Annotated in this window: 11 protein-coding genes and 4 pseudogenes; 6 read left to right on the top strand and 9 right to left on the bottom strand. The window is 42.7% G+C overall.

The annotated features are described in order from the left end of the window. Nucleotides 1-98: 98 nt before the first annotated feature. Together HDC33_RS03090 and HDC33_RS03085 are read right to left on the bottom strand one after the other, a co-directional pair. Nucleotides 99-2327, bottom strand: a complete 2229-nt coding sequence (locus tag HDC33_RS03090; RefSeq protein ID WP_179391049.1) for an S-layer homology domain-containing protein — start codon at nucleotides 2325-2327, stop codon at nucleotides 99-101. A gap of 443 nt (nucleotides 2328-2770) precedes the next feature. Next, entirely contained in the window at nucleotides 2771-4234 is a 1464-nt protein-coding gene (locus tag HDC33_RS03085; RefSeq protein ID WP_179391048.1) for an O-antigen ligase family protein, read from the bottom strand. A 200-nt stretch (nucleotides 4235-4434) separates the two neighbouring features. Here HDC33_RS03085 and HDC33_RS03080 point away from each other — a divergent pair, with 200 nt between their 5' ends. Beyond that, complete coding sequence (locus HDC33_RS03080) at nucleotides 4435-6444, top strand: S-layer homology domain-containing protein (RefSeq protein ID WP_255457287.1); 2010 nt, start codon at nucleotides 4435-4437, stop codon at nucleotides 6442-6444. A gap of 173 nt (nucleotides 6445-6617) precedes the next feature. Here the strand turns inward: HDC33_RS03080 and HDC33_RS03075 are convergent, their stop codons facing one another. The 3 genes from HDC33_RS03075 to HDC33_RS03065 form a co-directional block, all read right to left on the bottom strand. Continuing rightward, a complete protein-coding gene (locus tag HDC33_RS03075; RefSeq protein WP_255457286.1) occupies nucleotides 6618-8891 on the bottom strand; it encodes an S-layer homology domain-containing protein in 2274 nt (757 codons plus the stop codon). 99 nt (nucleotides 8892-8990) lie between these two features. Further along, nucleotides 8991-9422 (bottom strand): hypothetical protein, encoded by a 432-nt coding sequence (locus tag HDC33_RS03070; protein WP_179391047.1) that lies wholly within the window; start codon nucleotides 9420-9422, stop codon nucleotides 8991-8993. Between the two features lie 64 nt (nucleotides 9423-9486). Then, nucleotides 9487-10524: a hypothetical protein gene (locus HDC33_RS03065; protein WP_179391046.1), complete on the bottom strand. Its 1038-nt coding sequence runs from the start codon at nucleotides 10522-10524 to the stop codon at nucleotides 9487-9489. A gap of 292 nt (nucleotides 10525-10816) precedes the next feature. Between HDC33_RS03065 and HDC33_RS03060 the strand changes: the two genes are divergently transcribed. Continuing rightward, complete coding sequence (locus HDC33_RS03060) at nucleotides 10817-12277, top strand: carbon starvation CstA family protein (RefSeq protein ID WP_179391045.1); 1461 nt, start codon at nucleotides 10817-10819, stop codon at nucleotides 12275-12277. A 60-nt stretch (nucleotides 12278-12337) separates the two neighbouring features. Here HDC33_RS03060 and HDC33_RS03055 read toward each other — a convergent pair whose 3' ends face one another. Further along, entirely contained in the window at nucleotides 12338-13669 is a 1332-nt protein-coding gene (locus tag HDC33_RS03055) for a sodium/glutamate symporter (protein ID WP_179391044.1), read from the bottom strand. A 297-nt stretch (nucleotides 13670-13966) separates the two neighbouring features. Here HDC33_RS03055 and HDC33_RS03050 point away from each other — a divergent pair, with 297 nt between their 5' ends. Beyond that, entirely contained in the window at nucleotides 13967-15049 is a 1083-nt protein-coding gene (locus tag HDC33_RS03050; RefSeq protein WP_179391043.1) for a glycosyltransferase family 2 protein, read from the top strand. A gap of 181 nt (nucleotides 15050-15230) precedes the next feature. On the opposite strand, the gene HDC33_RS16480 is transcribed toward HDC33_RS03050, so the two are convergent. Next, nucleotides 15231-15359, bottom strand: a complete 129-nt coding sequence (locus tag HDC33_RS16480) for a hypothetical protein (protein WP_255457285.1) — start codon at nucleotides 15357-15359, stop codon at nucleotides 15231-15233. Nucleotides 15360-15397: 38 nt separating this feature from the next. Between HDC33_RS16480 and HDC33_RS03045 the strand changes: the two are divergent. Both HDC33_RS03045 and HDC33_RS16755 read left to right on the top strand, forming a co-directional pair. Continuing rightward, nucleotides 15398-15804, top strand: a pseudogene (locus HDC33_RS03045) (transposase); the annotation flags it as partial. Further along, a pseudogene (locus HDC33_RS16755) lies at nucleotides 15788-15889 on the top strand (transposase); the annotation flags it as partial. The pseudogenes HDC33_RS03045 and HDC33_RS16755, both read left to right, overlap by 17 nt. Nucleotides 15890-16078: 189 nt before the next feature. Here the strand turns inward: HDC33_RS16755 and HDC33_RS03035 are convergent. Next, on the bottom strand, nucleotides 16079-16480 hold the full coding sequence (locus tag HDC33_RS03035) for a hypothetical protein (RefSeq protein WP_179391042.1): 402 nt from the start codon (nucleotides 16478-16480) through the stop codon (nucleotides 16079-16081). 75 nt (nucleotides 16481-16555) lie between these two features. After that, nucleotides 16556-17591, bottom strand: a pseudogene (locus HDC33_RS03030) (IS1595 family transposase). Between the two features lie 379 nt (nucleotides 17592-17970). Here HDC33_RS03030 and HDC33_RS03025 point away from each other — a divergent pair. Beyond that, a pseudogene (locus tag HDC33_RS03025) lies at nucleotides 17971-18381 on the top strand (collagen-like protein); the annotation flags it as partial.

Here is an 18381-nt window from a genome sequence, read left to right as displayed (position 1 = left end):
ATTCTTTCATTATAACATAGCCAAGCCCTCTCATGAAAATGGAACCCATGAGCCAGCGGGATTTTGATCATGCATCCGTTGGAGGGGTTCCATCTTTATCACTTATTGATGCTGCGGTACAGGAATGCGCTGAATTGCGCGCGGTTCACAGGTTTATTCGGCTCGAAGTTGCCTTTTTCGTTCCCTGTCGTGATTTTGTTATTCGCTAAAATATGAACATGCGTATATGCCCAGTGGCTTGCAGGGACATCCTTGAATTTCTTAGTCGCCTCGCCTTTCAGATTATACGCTTTGACGAGAATCGCCGCCATTTGTGCACGCGTCAATTTGCCGGCCGGGTCGAATGTTCCGTCCCCTTTACCGCCTACCAGGCTCGCGTTCGCAATGGCATTGATTTCATTATAATAACGGTGCGAGTTAGGTACGTCTTTAAACTGCTGTGTACTTGATTTAGATGTATCCAAGTTGAACACCCGGCTCAAAATGACCGCGGCATGTTCGCGTGATAACGTTTTGCCCGGATTAAATTTACCGTCCAGATCCCCCTGAATATAGCCAAGATCTTTCAAGAAACTGATTTCCGTGTAGTATGCGTAAGTAGATGGGATATCTGAAAACGCAGGTGTATCGTCAGACAAAACAATGGGAATAGTTGTCGTTTTTGAGCCCAGGGTAACATTTACAGAACCTTTTCCTGCTTTATTGGCAGCTTTGAAGCTTCCTGACTGGGTAATTGTCCCGATATCGCCGGTAACGCTCCACTTCAACTGTTCCGGTGAATAAATGATCGGCTTGCCTTGTGCATCTGTAGCGTTCGCTTTATAGGTTACGTTCGCGCCCGGTTTCACTTTTGTTGTCGAAGGTACAATCGTCAACTTAGCCGGTGCGTCGACAACTGTAATCGGGAATGATTGTGTCGCATTTCCATATTGTACGGAAACACGGTCTTCTCCAGCTTTCATCGCTGTGTAGGTCAAACCTGTTCCAGTGACACCGCCTTTTTCCGAAGTCACTTGAATCAGACTGTTATCCACTTTTAACGGATTATAATAAGCGTCCAGAACGTAATTCACTTTTAATGAACCTTTCGAACCGACTAGCATCGTGCCGATTTGATTGCGCGAGACGCTGATTTGTGCCGGATCGCTGACTGGTCCTGTACTGATAGCTTCAATGATTGCGGACACTCTTCGTTCCGCTGAATTTGTCGTCCGGTTCGCCAGTACAACTGTATTGCTGCCTGGGTTCCGTACACCCATTGCTGTCGAACCGCCGCCGTCGAAATTAAGTGCCCGGTCATATCCTTGGGCAGCCAAATAATTCGCAAATTGCGTGAGTGACATACCGTTACTGTAGCCGCTGCGGTTGTCCACCGTTACAAGATGTACTTGTTTTTTATCTTTACTGATAGCAATCGCTGTACGTGCAGTCCGTGTACTAGCCCGCCAATTGGATGTGTTCATTGTAATGTTCGGCTTGCCGTCTTTCAACAGCATCGGTCCGCTTGCCAGCATGAACTCGGAGTCCATCCATTTATCATCAATCGACAACGCTAGGGAGACATCTTCCCCGACCTGCATATTTTTGAACTTCTCCAGCCCTTTTGCGCCATGGACAGAGAGGACGAATCCAGTTTTAGGGATTTCCACTAACTCCTTCGATCCATAACCGCGGACCTTCACAACTTTCCCTGACAGCTTCTGACCGTATTGTGTGTTCGCAATCGGCTGTCCTGTATCAATGACGATTTCAATTCCATATTGATTGGAATTTGTGTACTTATCAATATTTTGCGGTGTGAAAATGATTGTTTCATCATTTTGACGCTGGCGATTTATCCCCGTCATTAAATGATTCGTCCCTTTGTAGTCAATGCGGACGTTGAAATTAAAATGATCGATTTCGGCGCGCCCGTCTTTCGTCACGCCGAAAGCAATCGGCTGGCTGACATAATTATTTGACGACTCGGAGATGACGCCTCCATTTACAACATTGTTCCCTTGTGAAATCAAGTACATCGGCAGGCCGTTGTTCATGTCGAAAAACGACGCGTTGATTGCCCCGACGACACGGTTGCCGTCTTTGGAATCCCGATTCGCAAGCGCTGTTGTCGCTTGTGTCTTTGCAAGCGGCGATGGCAGACCGACGCTTAATTTTGTATATGGATCTCCTAAATTAACAGATAAGTGATTTATGTAATTCGTGCCCGTATGCGTATATTGCGAATAGTTCACACCAGATGATACTGGATAACTTTTCACTGTATTCTGGTTGGCTGAAGCATTGCCCGGCACTGTCCAAAGAAGTGTGGCTGCGACCGCCGTCATGGCGACTTGTTTACTGAAACGTTTGAATGAAGCTACTGTACTAGTGATAATTTGACACTCTCCCTTCCTATGAATATACAGCTTACCAAAGCATTCGACAGATTGCTATAATCCATAAGAAGGAAATTATTAAAAGCGCAAGGCGCCGATTAGCCCCGACAAGCGCTGGAAGGTTTGAAGCTAAAGGCGGTCTTTGCCTTTTCAGCAAGACTGAAGCGACTTGAGGGGATGGCGCCTGGAGCTAGACATCATGAAAAGCGCAAGGCGCCGTTTAGCCCCAACAAGCGCTGGAAGGCTTGAAGATAAAAGCGATCTTTGCCTTTTCAGCAAGACTGAAGCGACTTGAGGGGCTGGCGCCTGGAGCTAGACATCATGAAAAGCGGAAGGTATTCTCGATACAAAAAAACTGTCCGAGGAAGACGACTCTCCCCCGAACAGCTCCATTATAAGTCTTTGATTTTAAACTTCACATACTGGTTTGTATAGGACGCGAACACTCCGAAGATGATGAAGTAAAACATCGTATACAACTTCAGTTCCCAAATATTGTAGTAGAATCCGGAGAACCCGGTCGCGAACCAGAAGGCAATCATGAACTTGCCGAATACCGTTTTACGTTCTTTCCAGAATAGCGCAAGCATGCCAAGTAGAAACGCTGCGAACAGTACAACTCCTACAACGCCGGTTTCAGCGATAACTTGAATGTATTGGTTATCCGAGTAAAAGTACTTTCCGCCATAGATATCGGAACGGATTCCGTAATACTTATAAATTGGTGACCCGTATGAAAGTGTCGCAGACCCTCCGAATGAACCGAATCCTGCACCTGCCACGGGATAATCCTTGAATACTTCAAACCCTTTATTTATATAGAAGAAACGTCCACTTTCCGTCATAAGCGCCAGATTCTTTTGATCGAACGTCTCTCCGAATCGTTCACCGATGCTTCCGGGTCCGGTAGGCGGTGCTTGAAGACCGAGCGTTTCGAAATACTGGACGCCCCAATTAACCGGGAAATAGATCAATATGAATGACGCCACTCCCGCAATCGCCAGTCGTTTCAAAAGATGCCAGTTTTTCGACAGTGTAATGAAAATCACGCCTAGGACAATTGCCGAAATCCAAGTCCCTCTTGAATAGGTGAGGATGAATACACCAAGGAACAAGACAAGATTGATATTCAGTAACCATTTATATTTCTCGTTTTTGTAGATTGATTGGAGAAACAGGACAGAAAGGATTCCGAACAGCAGCAACAACGCAAGTGAATTCGGATTTCCAGGCAATCCATAGATCCTGACGAAGTTCGTGGCGGACAGGGTTTTATATTTCCATACATCGGGCAATAGCAACTGCCTCATGGACAGTTTTTCGATAATACCATGAACCGAAACAATCAGGTTTGTCCAAACGGTCACCCATGCAAGGCGCTGGAACCAACCTTCCGGTAACTGTATCCGTGAAACAGTATAGTAAAGCATATACATAATAATAAATGTACGAAGTTGGAAAATGACCGCGGAAAGTAAAACACCTTGAACCAGTCCGCTGATAGCACCGAATAGCAGGAAAGCAAAAAACGCCCATTCAAACCATTTGAATGTAAACAACGATTTCCAATTACTCCTGCCCGCTATGATTACTTTCGCAAAGGCAATAAATGTGATGAGATCCCCTATCAGTTTAAGTCCAGGATTCACTTCCACAAGAAGTGGACGAATACTGACATAGACCACGAGGAAAAGCAGGCTTTGCTGCGGCCTGAAAAAAGCGAATAACGCAAAGAACAATGATGTTAGAATAAGTGCAATCGAGGACGGAAGCAGCAACGATATCCCGGTGATTGCCAATGCCGCAATAAAATACACTGTATCTTTATTTTTTAAATTCTCTTTTAAAGCTGTCATGAAATTATTTTCCCTTTCTACGAATAGATCGCCTCATAGTATAAATGACAAATTCCTCTGTCATTATAGCATCTTATAAGACGTTGTGGCTTATCCTTTAGTTTCATATTTGTTACAAATTCTTCTATGGTAATTAAACCTTATTATTCTTCTAGAATTCTGATAGTATATTAAGTAAGAATATAGAAGGAGGTTTCCAGTTGAAAAAGATTCTCACTTTCACCATACTCACACTGCTCATGTTCTCACCTCTCTTCCAGACGGTAGCGGAGGCGAGTGACATTAAAGGTCACCAGATGGAAAATGAACTGCAATACTGGATTAATAAAGGCGTGATTCAGGCAGACAGCAAAGGAAAATATAATCCTGGCAAAGCTGTTACACGAGGAGAATTCGCTTCGTACATTTCACGTGCACTCGAATTACCCGCTTCAACAAAGTACAAATTCAAAGACTTGAAAGCCAACTCAAGCCGCACAGTTGATATCCAGAACGCTGCCGGCGCCGGAATACTCTCAGGTTATCCGGATGGTACATTCAAAGCTGACGCCAAAATCACACGTCAACATATGGCGGGAATGATGTTTAAAGCCATGCGCCATATGGATCTTCCTGTCCAGACATCCACTTTGAAATTCAAAGATTCAAAGAAGATTTCAGCTAACTTTGTAGATGCAGTCTCCGCCGCTGTTAATTTAAACATTATTAGTGGTGATCACCGGAAAGACGGTGTTTATTTCAATCCAGGTGATAACGCAACGATTGCACATGCTTCTGCATTCCTATACAGAATGATCGCTGCGGCAGAAGTCTTGAAACCGACGCAACCTAGTAAGCCTAGCGAACCTGGAACGCCAAGTATCCCGAATGTCGATCCAGAAGTTTATAAAGTTAGTACGATTTCAGGCGGACAAGTCGTCCCGACAACGGCATTATATAAAACATATGAGGATGCATTGGCAGTTTACAATGCATCTTCGTCTGTCAAAGCCATTGTCAAAAATAACAAAATCATCAAAATTAAATCTGGTCGAGCATTTGGCGCAGAAAACCCGAAACAGTATACATCCCTTTACAGCAACGCCAATTTTAGTAATGAAGTGACATATGTTCAAAAAGGCTATGAAATGAAATACATCGGAAGCAGCCCGGAACGCGTTATCCTTGAAGTGGGCGGGTTAACTTACTACGCGAAACCTAACGAAGTCGATCTTGTCCCTACTGAACTTGTCAAGGGCGCTGATAGCTACAAAGTCACGGACGGTGTATTGTATCACTATCCATACAATAACTTAACAAAAAAATACGGGGAATATTCAATCGGACCTGCTGCCCCGTCAATGAAGAACGGAAAAAGCTATACGAGTTCCGATGGTGTCCATTTTGAAGAAGAGTTCACGAAAATTAAAATTACCCACTACCCGTATTTCCAGTTTCAATCCGTCCGCCAACCTACGTCATACAGCGGGGCGGAACTTGATTACTTTATCACTGAGGTTTTAAAAGACCGCAAAAATACAGGTATTGCCCGTTACAAAGATGCTCCTACCAAATCGAAGTTGATCGGTCTTGGTTCCTATTTAAAAACGATTGAGAAAAAACATCAAGTCAACGCATTATTCGTACTTGCGACAGCCATCCATGAAAGTGATTACGGAATCAGTACAAATGCACAAACAAAAAATAATATTTTCGGCATTAAAGTATTTGATTCCAGTCCCGATAAAGGTGAAACATACGCACGCCCTGAAAATAGTGTCGACGCGTTCATTACGCGCTATGCCAACCTGAATTACGCAAACCCGCTAGGCGCCTATTCCTACGGAGCAGTTCCAGGAAATAAAGCGGTCGGTTTCAATGTGAAATATGCTTCCGATCCATACTGGGGCAGTAAAATTGCAGGACATATGTGGCGGATCGATACATTCCTAGGCAAAAAAGATTATAACCTAGCTGATCTTGGCAGCATCGTCTACACCGGTCCAGTAGGTGTCAACGTTCGGACTAGCCCAGATCCACTAAGCGCTAAATTGTTCACTTACAAACCGAAAGACCCCGGCACCAATGCGGCATTCGGCTACCCAGTAGTCATTGTCGACGAAACAACCGGTAGCGACGGCTATAAATGGTATAAAGTACTTGCAGATAGCAATCCTCCCGCGGATTACGGTTGGATTCGTTCGGATCTTGTAGAGCGTATATCGAAGTAATACATGGTTGGTCCTGTTCACTCACGTTTAAGTGGACAGGACTTTTTTTGTTGATGGAATTGTATTTTCCATTGCGACTGTCCTGCCTATCCTCTTTTATACCATCAAAAAATCCCCTGCACTGAATGATACTAGTGCAAGGGACCCCGTTTTTCCATATTCATCGCTCTACATCAAAGAGCATCTGTGTGTTCCTTACCTGCAGGAAGTAAATCCGACATGCCTATACGTTCAAGGCCCTTTTTAATTTTCGTCGTATAACCTAGCTTGTTCTTGTCCAAATAACCTGCTTTGGAACGGATCATTTCTTCGAAAACAGGCAACTTCGACTGATCGACAACCGACCATTTTTCATAGGAATTAATCAAATCTTCCAATGTTAAATGGACATAATCGCGACCGGAAAACTTACGTTCCAGAGAAATCTTATACCAGATATCGCCATCAGGGCGGATCCACTTGTTCTTTTCTTTTTCGAGTGCCGACTGGATACTCGTTGCGGCAGCCAAATAGGCAGGACTCTTAAACTCTTGATAAGCCAACAAAAGGACATTCATCCCGCCTAGCAAGTGATTCATAGACGAATGTGTCGTCACTTTTTGCGCTGATGGGAAGTAGTCGGAAATATAATAGGACTTGTTATCCACATTGATAGTATTCCCCTTCGCCTTTTGCGACACAAGTAAGTCGGCATAGTTTTTCAGCGCTACATTATAATCTTTATGATTAAATGCTTTTCCGCCGTTATACATGAACAATGCAATCTGTTCATTGAACCGCGTATCGACGAACGGAGCCGTAATGCCATATAAATCTTTCAAATAGGTACTCGTCACTTCTGTCTTCCAATACGTCAAAGGTCCTCTGAAAATGTCCAAGTTGGCAAATGAATTGTAAAGAAGGTTTTCGAAGTAGCGGGCTTCTGTTTCGGTGTAAAGTGCCATAACCCGGTCCTCTTTTACCAATAGAAGATTGCGGCCGTATCCCCTGCCTGACTTCGGCATCGGTTCGATTGTTACCGCCATTTTATTGTAAGGACCTTTTGCCGTGTACCATTTATTGCGTTTCTTGTAATTCACTGCGGATTCAAGCATCCAAGAATCCATTTGCTTTCTGTCTTCGAACAATCGCTCTTCAGAAGACATAAGCCATTGATCGACCACATCAAATCCTCTTGATTTCAGTGTGTAAACGGAAAGTTGGGTTTCCCCGAGCATTGCACCGCTAAACGCTTCACTCTCCTGTTTCAATTCCCTCGTATGGCTTTCTGCACCTGTAGCATATTTCTGATTCAGCTCAACGGACTGATATGATTTACCAATCATCCGTTGGGATACTGTACCGTCCGTATTAATTTTCTCAAAAATGCCAGTAGGATATGTCGTTAAATCAAAACCGAATGTATCATCAACATTTTTCTTGATTGGGAATCGGCTATATTCATAGAGCACGCCTTTCGACAAACCCTTTTCGGTTTGTATGATGTCAACTGAAACCGGGATGTTCCGAGAGTTTCTAAGCTCCGTGAATAAAAAATAATCTCCATTGGGTAGTTCCCTTTTTGTCAATTCCACTGTCACACCTGGATATCCGCTCATGCGGTAAGTGTAAACGATGTCTGTTGCATGTGCATGTTGCAGCGTTTTTTCTCCCGCAAACAGCATGGCATTATTTGAACGCAAATAGGTTTTGGCCGAGGTAGTAAGTGGCACTTCGACAAATTGCTGTTCATGCCGGATCGTTTCGTAATTTCCATACATTTCGGGTTTTATGAATTCAATTGCAGGCAATTTCTTGATAAGCCCGTTTTGCAGCATTGCCCTGTGGAGAAATACGACGTATGTTCCACGGTTAACGGCTGTTTTCGGGTCAAATGTACCGTCTTCCTTGCCCGTAGTAATTCCATGCTGAGCAAGGACTTTCACACCAAATTTATGGGATTCACTAATTTTAGCATCATCTTTAAATGTGATGTCTTCACCCGTGTCCTGTAGTTTGAAAGCACGGACGATAACGGTCGCCATCTGCTCACGTGTCAGGGAATCAGCGACGCCGAATGTCCCGTCTTGTTTTCCGAGGAATATACCGGCTTCATATGTTGCCATTGCACCCTTCAAATGGGAAGACTTCGCGCTGACATCTTTAAAGATCGGCTTATAGGGGGAAAATGGCAACTCGAGTGCATTCGTCATCAAATTAGCAGCCTGCGCCCTGGACACTTCTAAACTAGGCCGGAATTGCTTGTCCGGATAGCCGTTAATAATGTTCAAATCGACAAGTTGTGTTACCTCATCTTTTGCCCAGAAATCATTATGTACGTCCGTAAAATTTGGACTGACCGGATTTGCGTTGGCATTCAACACACCAAATCCGAACATCGAAATTACAATAGCGATTAATCCGACTTTAACAAGGCCTTTCATTTTTCTATTTTGAAACATCTTCATAAAATCCTCCTTGCTGATAACTTAATGAATACAGTCATTCTTCTATGATAACACAGTATAGTATGAAAAAACCTCCCATTTAATTAGGAGGTTGTTCGGTTATTCCATTGTCTTTTGTGCAAACGTTTCCCCGTTTTTACGGGCTTGGACATCGATTTGATAATCTGTATATTTCTCTTTCAATTTTTTAGCGAATTTTGTAGCTAGTTCCTTCGCCTTTTCTTCTTTCACTTCTTCAGCAACTTCGAAATCAGTTAGAACGAATCCGCCGCTGTCTTCTGTAACGATGATGCTGACGGAAGAAACGCCTTCTTCCTTACCGAATTCTTCTTTTAAGTCATCGTCCGATTTCGTCGTTTCGGATTTGTCGACGGCACCTTGTTCTTCAAGTTTTTTCTCTGCTTTCTTTTCAGCTTCCTCAACTTTTTTCTCTTCTTTAGTTGCCGGTTCGTCTTTGTTATCTGAACCTCCGCAAGCTCCTAATAAAAGGATAGATCCTACTAGTGCTGCGAAAAATAATGATTTTCTCATTAGGTTCCCCTCCTTTATCTCAAGTGTGTATCTTCCTAACAAAAACAAGTGTGAGCGGTAAGGCTCATACTACTTGGTGTTTCCGGTGTTCGGCATTGCGTGCCAGTCGATCGAGTAAAAAATCCTGCGCTGTTTTAGTTTCCGACTGCTCTTTTTGTTTGAATAATTGTTCCACAAGCGTCGTTGTACTGAACTGCTGGATTATCTGCTCCGCCTGCCTTGTAACAGCTTCGTTTGCGACAGACTCAGCCGATTTTGTCATTACTTGTGCCTGATTTGACGATGTTATGGCCGGCGAAATCTGCCCGTTCGATGGACTTGCCATACTTTCTTCCTTTACAGTTCTCTCATTGATGGATTGTGAAGCCTTTGTTGTGAATGAAGTCGATGCCACACTTCGTTCATATGCCCCTTTATTGATTTTCGCGGCTATTGCTGCGATGTCAGGTCTGAATTCCTGTACGGCTTCCATGGCGAATGTCAGTTCTTTCGGATTGTCGATAAAGTATGGATTATCGAACCAGTTCTGTTCCTTGAATTGCCCTTGCGAAGCAGCAAGATGATTGTTGTATGGCGAATTGTACCAGTCGTTGGAAGGTTTTCCGATACCATGCTTTGCAGCAAGGGCAGGATCTGTGATGAATGTAAGGACATGCGGCACTTCGCCCGGCGCTTTTTTGAAATCGGCAATCAGATCTTCTAAATTTGCATTTCGTTTCGCGATTTCCGTTTCATCGCCGGACTGGATAGCTTCTTTCAACGAACGGTTTTGCACATCGATCATATTCCCGTAATACATCTTATTTTGTTTAACTTCACCATTGACGTTATCGTACCAAGCTGGATGCTGTTTAGCCTGGAAATCATTATACTTTGACCAATCACTCGTACGGATCGCCTCAAGGATCAAATTGTTACGTCCGTGATTCACCGCCGCCAGCGGATTCACTGCAGCCGCCTCTTTTCCGAATACTTTGCGCCATGCATTGTCCGATGTATTGTTTGCATCACGGACCTGCATGGAAAAATTTTGCTGATTATTCAATGAAGAAACAAACACGCGTACACCTCGTTTATATAATTTCCACTCAATTCCCTTCAATATAGTACTACTTTACCCTATTTTTCGACATAATATCAAATTATTTAATAGTTTTTGAGATTCATTGCTGACATTACAACCATATTAGCAAAGTGATCCATTGAATAACCGAACTAAACTATTCATACAGTATTTTATGGGGTGACAGTCACCAGGAATATTCTGAATTGTGTCCAATTTGACTTGGTGACTGTCACCGGCACCGGCCGACATCGTCCGTCCGGAACCAATCCGACCAACAACGACTACCATTGCAACACCACGATACTACAACCAAAAAGGGGGAATGGAATTGATTACTTTTTTTGTATCCATCGCAATCCTGATTGCGGCGTATTTCACGTATGGGAAGTATGTTGAGAAAGTGTTCGGCATGCAAGAAAAGCGTAGTACACCAGCGTATACACTGGCTGATGGTCAAGATTATGTGCCTATGGGAAAACAAAAGAATTCGCTGATCCAACTACTGAATATCGCGGGTGTCGGCCCCATCTTCGGACCGATCATGGGAGCCCTTTACGGTCCTGTCGCTTTTCTTTGGATTGTGTTCGGAGCAATTTTCGCCGGTGCAGTTCATGACTACTTGACCGGAATGATTTCGTTGCGGAATCGCGGAGCCCACTTGCCTGAACTTGCCGGGCAATTTCTTGGAAAGGTATTCAAACATGTCGTCAACGCTTTTGCTTTACTTTTACTTCTTCTTGTCGGTACCGTATTTGTAACCGCACCAGCCGCCTTGCTAGGAGATTTGACGAAGGGCTGGATGACCGTCGGTGTTTGGGTTGCCATTATTTTCGCTTATTACTTGCTAGCTACATTACTGCCGATTGATAAAATCATCGGAAGAATCTACCCCATCCTAGGTTTGATACTCTTAATCAGCGCGCTCGGAATTGGAGGGGCCATCGTCATCCAAGGCTATCCTATTCCTGAGTTGACGTTTGCAAATCTGCATCCCGATAAACTGCCTATTTTCCCGCTCCTGTTCATCACAATTGCGTGTGGTGCTCTTTCCGGTTTTCACGCTACTCAGTCGCCAATCATTTCGCGTACAACGAAAAACGAATCGCAGGGCCGGTATATTTTTTACGGCATGATGATTGCTGAAGCGATTATCGCTATGATTTGGGCTGCAGCGGCTATGTCCATTTTCCATGGCACTGATTTGAGTGCATTGCTTGCGACTGCCGGCCCAGCTGGTATTGTTAAAGAAGTTTCCATGACGACTCTTGGTGCTGTCTTTGGAACGATTGCTGTGCTAGGAGTAATCGTTCTACCTATCACTTCCGGCGACACGGCATTCCGCAGTGCGCGTATGATCATTGCAGATTATATCGGAGTCGCGCAAAAAAAATTCAGCAGTCGTGTATGGATTGCGCTGCCATTGTTCGCAATATCCATCGTTCTGACGCAAATGGATTTCAACATTCTGTGGCGCTACTTCGCTTGGGCTAATCAGACAACAGCAATGATAGCGCTATGGGTCGGAGCGATGTATCTCGCTCTCCAAAAGAAAAATTACTGGATTGCTGCGTTACCAGCGACCTTTATTACGATGACGACTTTCACTTATATCTTGAATGCTCAAATCGGTTTCGGTTTATCGATGAACCTATCGTACGCCGTCGCCGCCATCATCACCCTTATAATTGTCCTCGCCTTCTTCATAAGTCTCAGAAGAAAACTTGCCGCAACCGAAGCGGGAGAACTTACAATCCTTTTCGAAGATGGGCTTGGTAAATCCCTGAACTGACTAAAGCGACAAAAAAACAGGATCCTCCAGCTGTCGTTTGACGGCGAAGGATCCTGTTTTTTATGCTTTTTTATTCAACCATTTATTTTTAATCGCCAGTAAATAAATGGCGAATGAAAATGCGAAAGTGATACCGACAAAGACGAATCCTTGTGAATTCAACACGAGCATCGGAGCAAACGTGACAAGCAAAATTTCAACAGGCGCAATTGGGATGTACGCCAAACTGTAATCATCCAATGTCTTACTCTCCGAATTCGGGTCGACGATTCTTAGAAGTGCCATGCCCATAGCAACCGTACCAGTTGTCCAGCCCCATGTGAAAATTCCTTTTTCAAACCAGAAATCCGCAAAGAACTTCTTGGAAAGAATCGCAAAAAACACAAATGCATAAAACAGACCGAACACGAACAACAAGAGTAACGGAATAGCATAATCGAGTACGACAGATATACTGATCGAACCGATTCCGAATGCAACTAGAATATCCGTTGCACTTCCGCTGATACGTGAAACGACATCTTTACTTACATACTGATCCGTGTTCGTCACATTCACGATCTTTTTCACGAACAGCCCGACTAAAAAGGCCAATGAAAATGCCGGTATGACGACACTTGGTAATAACATGGCACCTAATTGGCTTAGATAATAACCGCCCATCGCGATAATCGTAATGATAGACAAGTGGAAAACATATGGGTCTATTGAAATGGAAGAAACCGTATCCGTTTCAGATTTCTCTCTTGATTCAGGGGGAATCAAACCCGTTCTAAGTTCATTCGGCAAATTATCGAATGAAGCCAAGAAGGAAGTATGTCCTTTCGAGGAACCCCATTTTATAAATAGAATCCCGATCAAGATTGCACTCATAATCCCTACAGTAGCTGAAGTCATTGCTAAAGAAGTTGCTTCTTCCCATCCGTTCTGCGCAAACGTTGCACCGATAGCAGCTGCGGTTCCATGACCTCCTACAAATCCGGCCGCAAGCAGCAACCCGAAACCGTCATGCACATCCCAAATCGGATTGATCAGTACAAGAGCGAACAATAATCCTCCGCCCCACATTAATACCATAGCCAGCTGGGAGTACGACCACATGCTACCGACCCTTGTCTTGATAGCATTCCAGTCAATCGGCGGTGACAGCAACGGCAGTGTTCCGAAAATGACTGCAATTAAAATCGCCGGATAGGTGCCCATTTGATCTGAAAACGGTAAAAGCCCGAAACCGTTCGGCCCAAAAATTAAAGCAAGAAGCCCGGCTATAATACTAGCAGGCAAAAACATTCTCTGAATGAATCCAACCTTTGCCCGAATAATCGTCCCCGCAAGCAAAAGCAGTGATATCAAACCGATATCCGTAAATAAAACCCATGGTGAAAAGTTCATATTGTTATTCTCCTCATCTATACATTATTTTTCGCTAAATTGGTGCCCCTTTCTCTGTATCTATGTAATCGGTTACATGATCATATAAAAAGCACGATTTTTTATTGACTTTCACTACGATAACATTTTTAAAAGTCCGCGTAAACTTTACGGATAACTCCGAATTACTTAGTGAATTCACAATATATAACTTATGAATTACTTTTTAAAAAACAAATTTAATACATCCCTTTATATATGTCTCTACATTTTTCCAACTGATGCATATACATAAAATGAATGCTCGGAGGGATAAAAATGATAACGATAAGTTTGTGTATGATTGTTAAAAATGAAGAGGAAGTAATAGGGAGATGTTTAGACTCTGTTAGCGGATTAGTGGACGAAATCAATATTGTAGACACTGGATCGAGTGACCGGACGAAAGAAATCGTAGGAAAGTACACCGATCGAATTTTTGATTTTGAGTGGATAGATGATTTTTCAGCGGCTAGGAATTTTTCATACCAACAGGCAACAATGGATTATGTTCTTTGGCTTGATGCAGATGATGTTTTTACAGAGGTAGATCAGGAAAAGCTCAAAACGCTGAAACAATCGTTACAACCAGCAATTGATGCTGTTTCAATGAATTATCATTTAAGCTTTGACCATGAGGGAAATGTAACATCCCTTTTAAGAAGATATCGTTTGGTCAAAAAAAGTAATGGATTTAAATGGATAGGAGCAGTCCACGAATTTCTATCCGTGTCAGGAAATTTATACGACAGCGATGTAGCAGTCACCCACTCCCCTTTAAGCCACGATGCAGAACGCAATATCACGATATATAAAAAGTTGTTGGAATCGGGGCAAACACTTTCACCACGAGATACTTTCTATTATGCCAATGAACTGGTGGATCATTGTGAGTATGAAGAAGCAATCCTTTATTACGAGGAATTTCTTGATTCGGAATTAGGTTGGATCGAAGACAATATTAGAGCATGTTTTACACTCGCAGACTGCTATCACAATTTAAATGATAAAAATAAAGAGCTTAGTTCCACCTTACGAAGCCTTGCCTATGATGTTCCCCGGCCAGAAGCCTGTTGCCGACTCGGGTATTACTTTATGGAACAATTTAAAAACGACGAGGCGATCCATTGGTATAGTCAGGCGCTTCATTATAAAAACCATCAACAGGTAAGTTTTCAAAACACCACCTTTTCCACATGGCTACCTCATCTTCAATTATGCGTTCTATATGATCGCTTGAAACAATACGACAAAGCCTATCACCATAATGAATTAGCAAGGGAATACAAACCGAACGATGACAACATATTGAAAAACAAAAAGTATTTAGATGAAGTTAGGAAGAATAATCTGGGTGAGTAGTGGGACCCAAAACGGCTAACGAATGTAATAACGTATCATCTAGGAATTATTTTCATCAGATTCGTCTACCCAACTAAACAACCGCCCAGACAATTTGTCGGGCGGTTTTTCAGCCTGTAGATAAACTCCAGAAATTATGGTGTTTGTCTACAGGCATTTTTCTTTTACAATGAAATAAAGCCTAAAAAGTTGATTTCCACTGCGAGCGGACGCTTTCCGCGGGCACGGCTTCAGCCGCTTCCCTCGCTACGCTCAGTCCAGGGTCTTCAGCTCGCGCTGTTCCCGCAGGAGTCGCCGCTCTCCGCTCCAATCAACAATGTCTCCTAAATATCAAATGAGATGATGGATATGATGACGAAGAATCAAATCAATGAACGGGAGCAGATGGAAATGCTGACGATTGAGAAGCTAGTTCCTCATGACCATCTGGTCCGTAAATTAGACGCGGCAATTGATTTCTCTTTCATTTACCCATTGGTTGAGGACCTATATTCCGTATTTAGGAGACCCAGCATCGATCTCGTTGTATTAATTTAGATGACAATTATTCAATATACGTTCGGCATTCGATTGATGCATCAGACTATCAAAGTAATTGAAACCAATATGGCATATCGCTGGTTTCTGGGCTTCGGTTTCCACACAATGGTTCTCCACATCTCTATGTTCGGAAAAAACTATGTTCTTCGTTTGCAGTCACAGACCTATTCGAACAAATCTTTTATAGAGTGTTAAAGCAAGCGCAAAGAGACGGTCGAACACGTCTTTGTCGATGCCAAAGAGATGCATGGTATGCGATGGACAACCCTTAGAGGGATGAAAAAATTGTCTATGCAGGCGCATGCTAACTTTCTAAGCCCAAAATCTTAAGAAGCCGCAAACAAAACATGAGGCTCTGTTAAATAATATTGTTGATAAATCCATTAATAAAGAAAAAGGACCTATTTACGGTCCTTTTGCGGTATTCAGCTAGTAAAGTGTGGGTTTTATTGGGCTAATAATCCAATATAGCTTCCTTCTCACGGTAATTTAATATTGTTTCTTCACATCGTTATATATTTTTATTGCCTGTTCATAAATATCATTATTGGGCTCGATTTGATAATTTTCAGCACTGTCACTTAGATGAAAAGTCCCCTTATCATCTATCACTAAAGTACCTGAAATTTGGTCATTGTAAATAAATGTTATCGTTATCGCCTTTTCATAATTAATTTGTTCGTTTGTTTGTCCACTATACTCTATATGATTGTAAGCCTTCACAAGTGACTGAACAGTTTCTTTATCTACTTTGTCATATCCCTCGTACAAACTCTGCCCAAAACCAATATTAAAGTAATCTGCTTTAATTTGTTTTACAGAGTTATCATCACATCCGCTTACAATTAAAAATACAATTAGCATAATAGACATAAATAATAATTTCCTCACAATCTCACTCCCCAAAATCTACATTGATGAAAATTTTGTTCAACCAAACTTTCCGTCTGATGAACAACAACAGACCTAATATCGATACGTTTTCAATGAGTTATAAGTTTCATTAATGGGTAGTAAACAAGTTTCTACTATCATCTTGCTTATGGAACCCTCATCGCTTTTATGTTTCACAATATCGAGAAATTGAAACCAACTCAAAAAATGGTCGAGGTATTTTGTCGCCACGCCATTAAATCGTTGTATCCAGCCTTTTAAACGACTGTGATAGTTATTCACGTTTTGGATGTGATATATGCCTCTTACTCGCTCAATTCCGTCTGATTTGAAGCGGTAATGCTCCATACCTTTGCTTTTCGCATAGGTAGAAAAAGCCCTCCAAGCATCGGTGCAGAGCGTGTTGTCTGGTGATAACTTTGAACCTATGGCTGTGTCTAATTGAGTCTTAACAAGCCGCCATCGTCCAAGAACACCTGAATAAGTGGCTTTTTGTCGGGCTTTTGCAATGAGGACACAAACCTGTTCGCGACTTATGCCTCGAAACCGGGAGGACACACCACGCTTTCTTGGTTTGCGTTCTTTAATATTTCGCTTGCCTTTTTCGGAGTAAAGAAAATATGTTTCATCCATTTCTACAATACCTGAAAATGCATTAAAGTCTGTTTGTTTTAGGGCAGCCAACACTTTGTGTCTCCAATAGAACAAGGTAACATAAATGTACGCCTCTGATAAGGTCTGCCGATTTACGGAGGGAATAGCCTTCCAACATATATATAATGGATTCTATCCATTTATTGGGCTTATGAGTCCGATAAAGTGGTGTGTTCGTAACATCCGTAAATGTTTTCTTGCAATCTTTACAACGGTATCGTTGGCGTTCAACATCTTTTGTACCGACCTTAACCGTATACTTGCCGAACCGCACCACTTGATTAGAACTACAATGAATACAGGTATAACCATCTTTATTTTTACGCTCATTTATTTCTTGAAAAACTGGCTCGCTCGCTGAAGATGAAAGAGAAGTAATAAAGAATTCTTTTAGACGATGCTGTTCTACGGGTTTTAACTTTCTGATTTCTGCTATTAATTCACTTAACTTCATTTCGAGCCCTCCAAATGAATATTCTTATAAGAGAATTTTCATTCGCTTTAGTCAAATATCAATAGAGTTATTTAACATAGCCAAACACTAAAAAGAAAAGAGGACTGGAAATCGAATTGATCTCCCGTCCTTTTGTCTACAGTCCAAACAACCGCCCAGACAATTTGTCGGGCGGTTGTTTTTTTATTTGAAAGCATCATTTGCAAATTTGGTAAGTGTATTCAACTAAAAGATCTTTTTAAAGCCAGAATGAATAATTATCAGAGAAATTCCTCGCTCTTTATTTCACTTTTCATTCACACTTATTTTATGCCCGTAGTTGATTGCCCGTCCCCTCATCTATTGCTTGAATAGAATGTTACAGAAAGGGGGTGAAAAAATGAATTATTATGATTACAATAATCGTAAATGTGACGAATGTATAAAGCCTAATAAATGTAATAACGACTCTTGTTGTTGTAAAAAAGGACGCAGAGGACCCACTGGCGCAACCGGTGCTACTGGTGCAACCGGACCAATTGGACCGACTGGACCGACCGGCGCGACTGGGACAACCGGGGCTACTGGGGCTACTGGGGCTACTGGAGCTACTGGACTAATCGGACCGACTGGACCGACCGGGGCTACTGGAGTTGCTGGTGCGACTGGCGCAACTGGAGCGAACGGAGCTACTGGACCGACTGGCGCTACTGGTGCAACCGGGGCTACTGGAGCTACTGGACTAATCGGACCGACTGGACCGACCGGGGCTACTGGAGTTGCTGGTGCGACTGGCGCAACTGGAGCGAAC

The sequence above is a fragment of the Sporosarcina sp. JAI121 genome, from assembly GCF_013408665.1.
Lineage (GTDB): Bacteria > Bacillota > Bacilli > Bacillales_A > Planococcaceae > Sporosarcina.
This window is presented reverse-complemented; position numbering and strand designations above follow the sequence as displayed.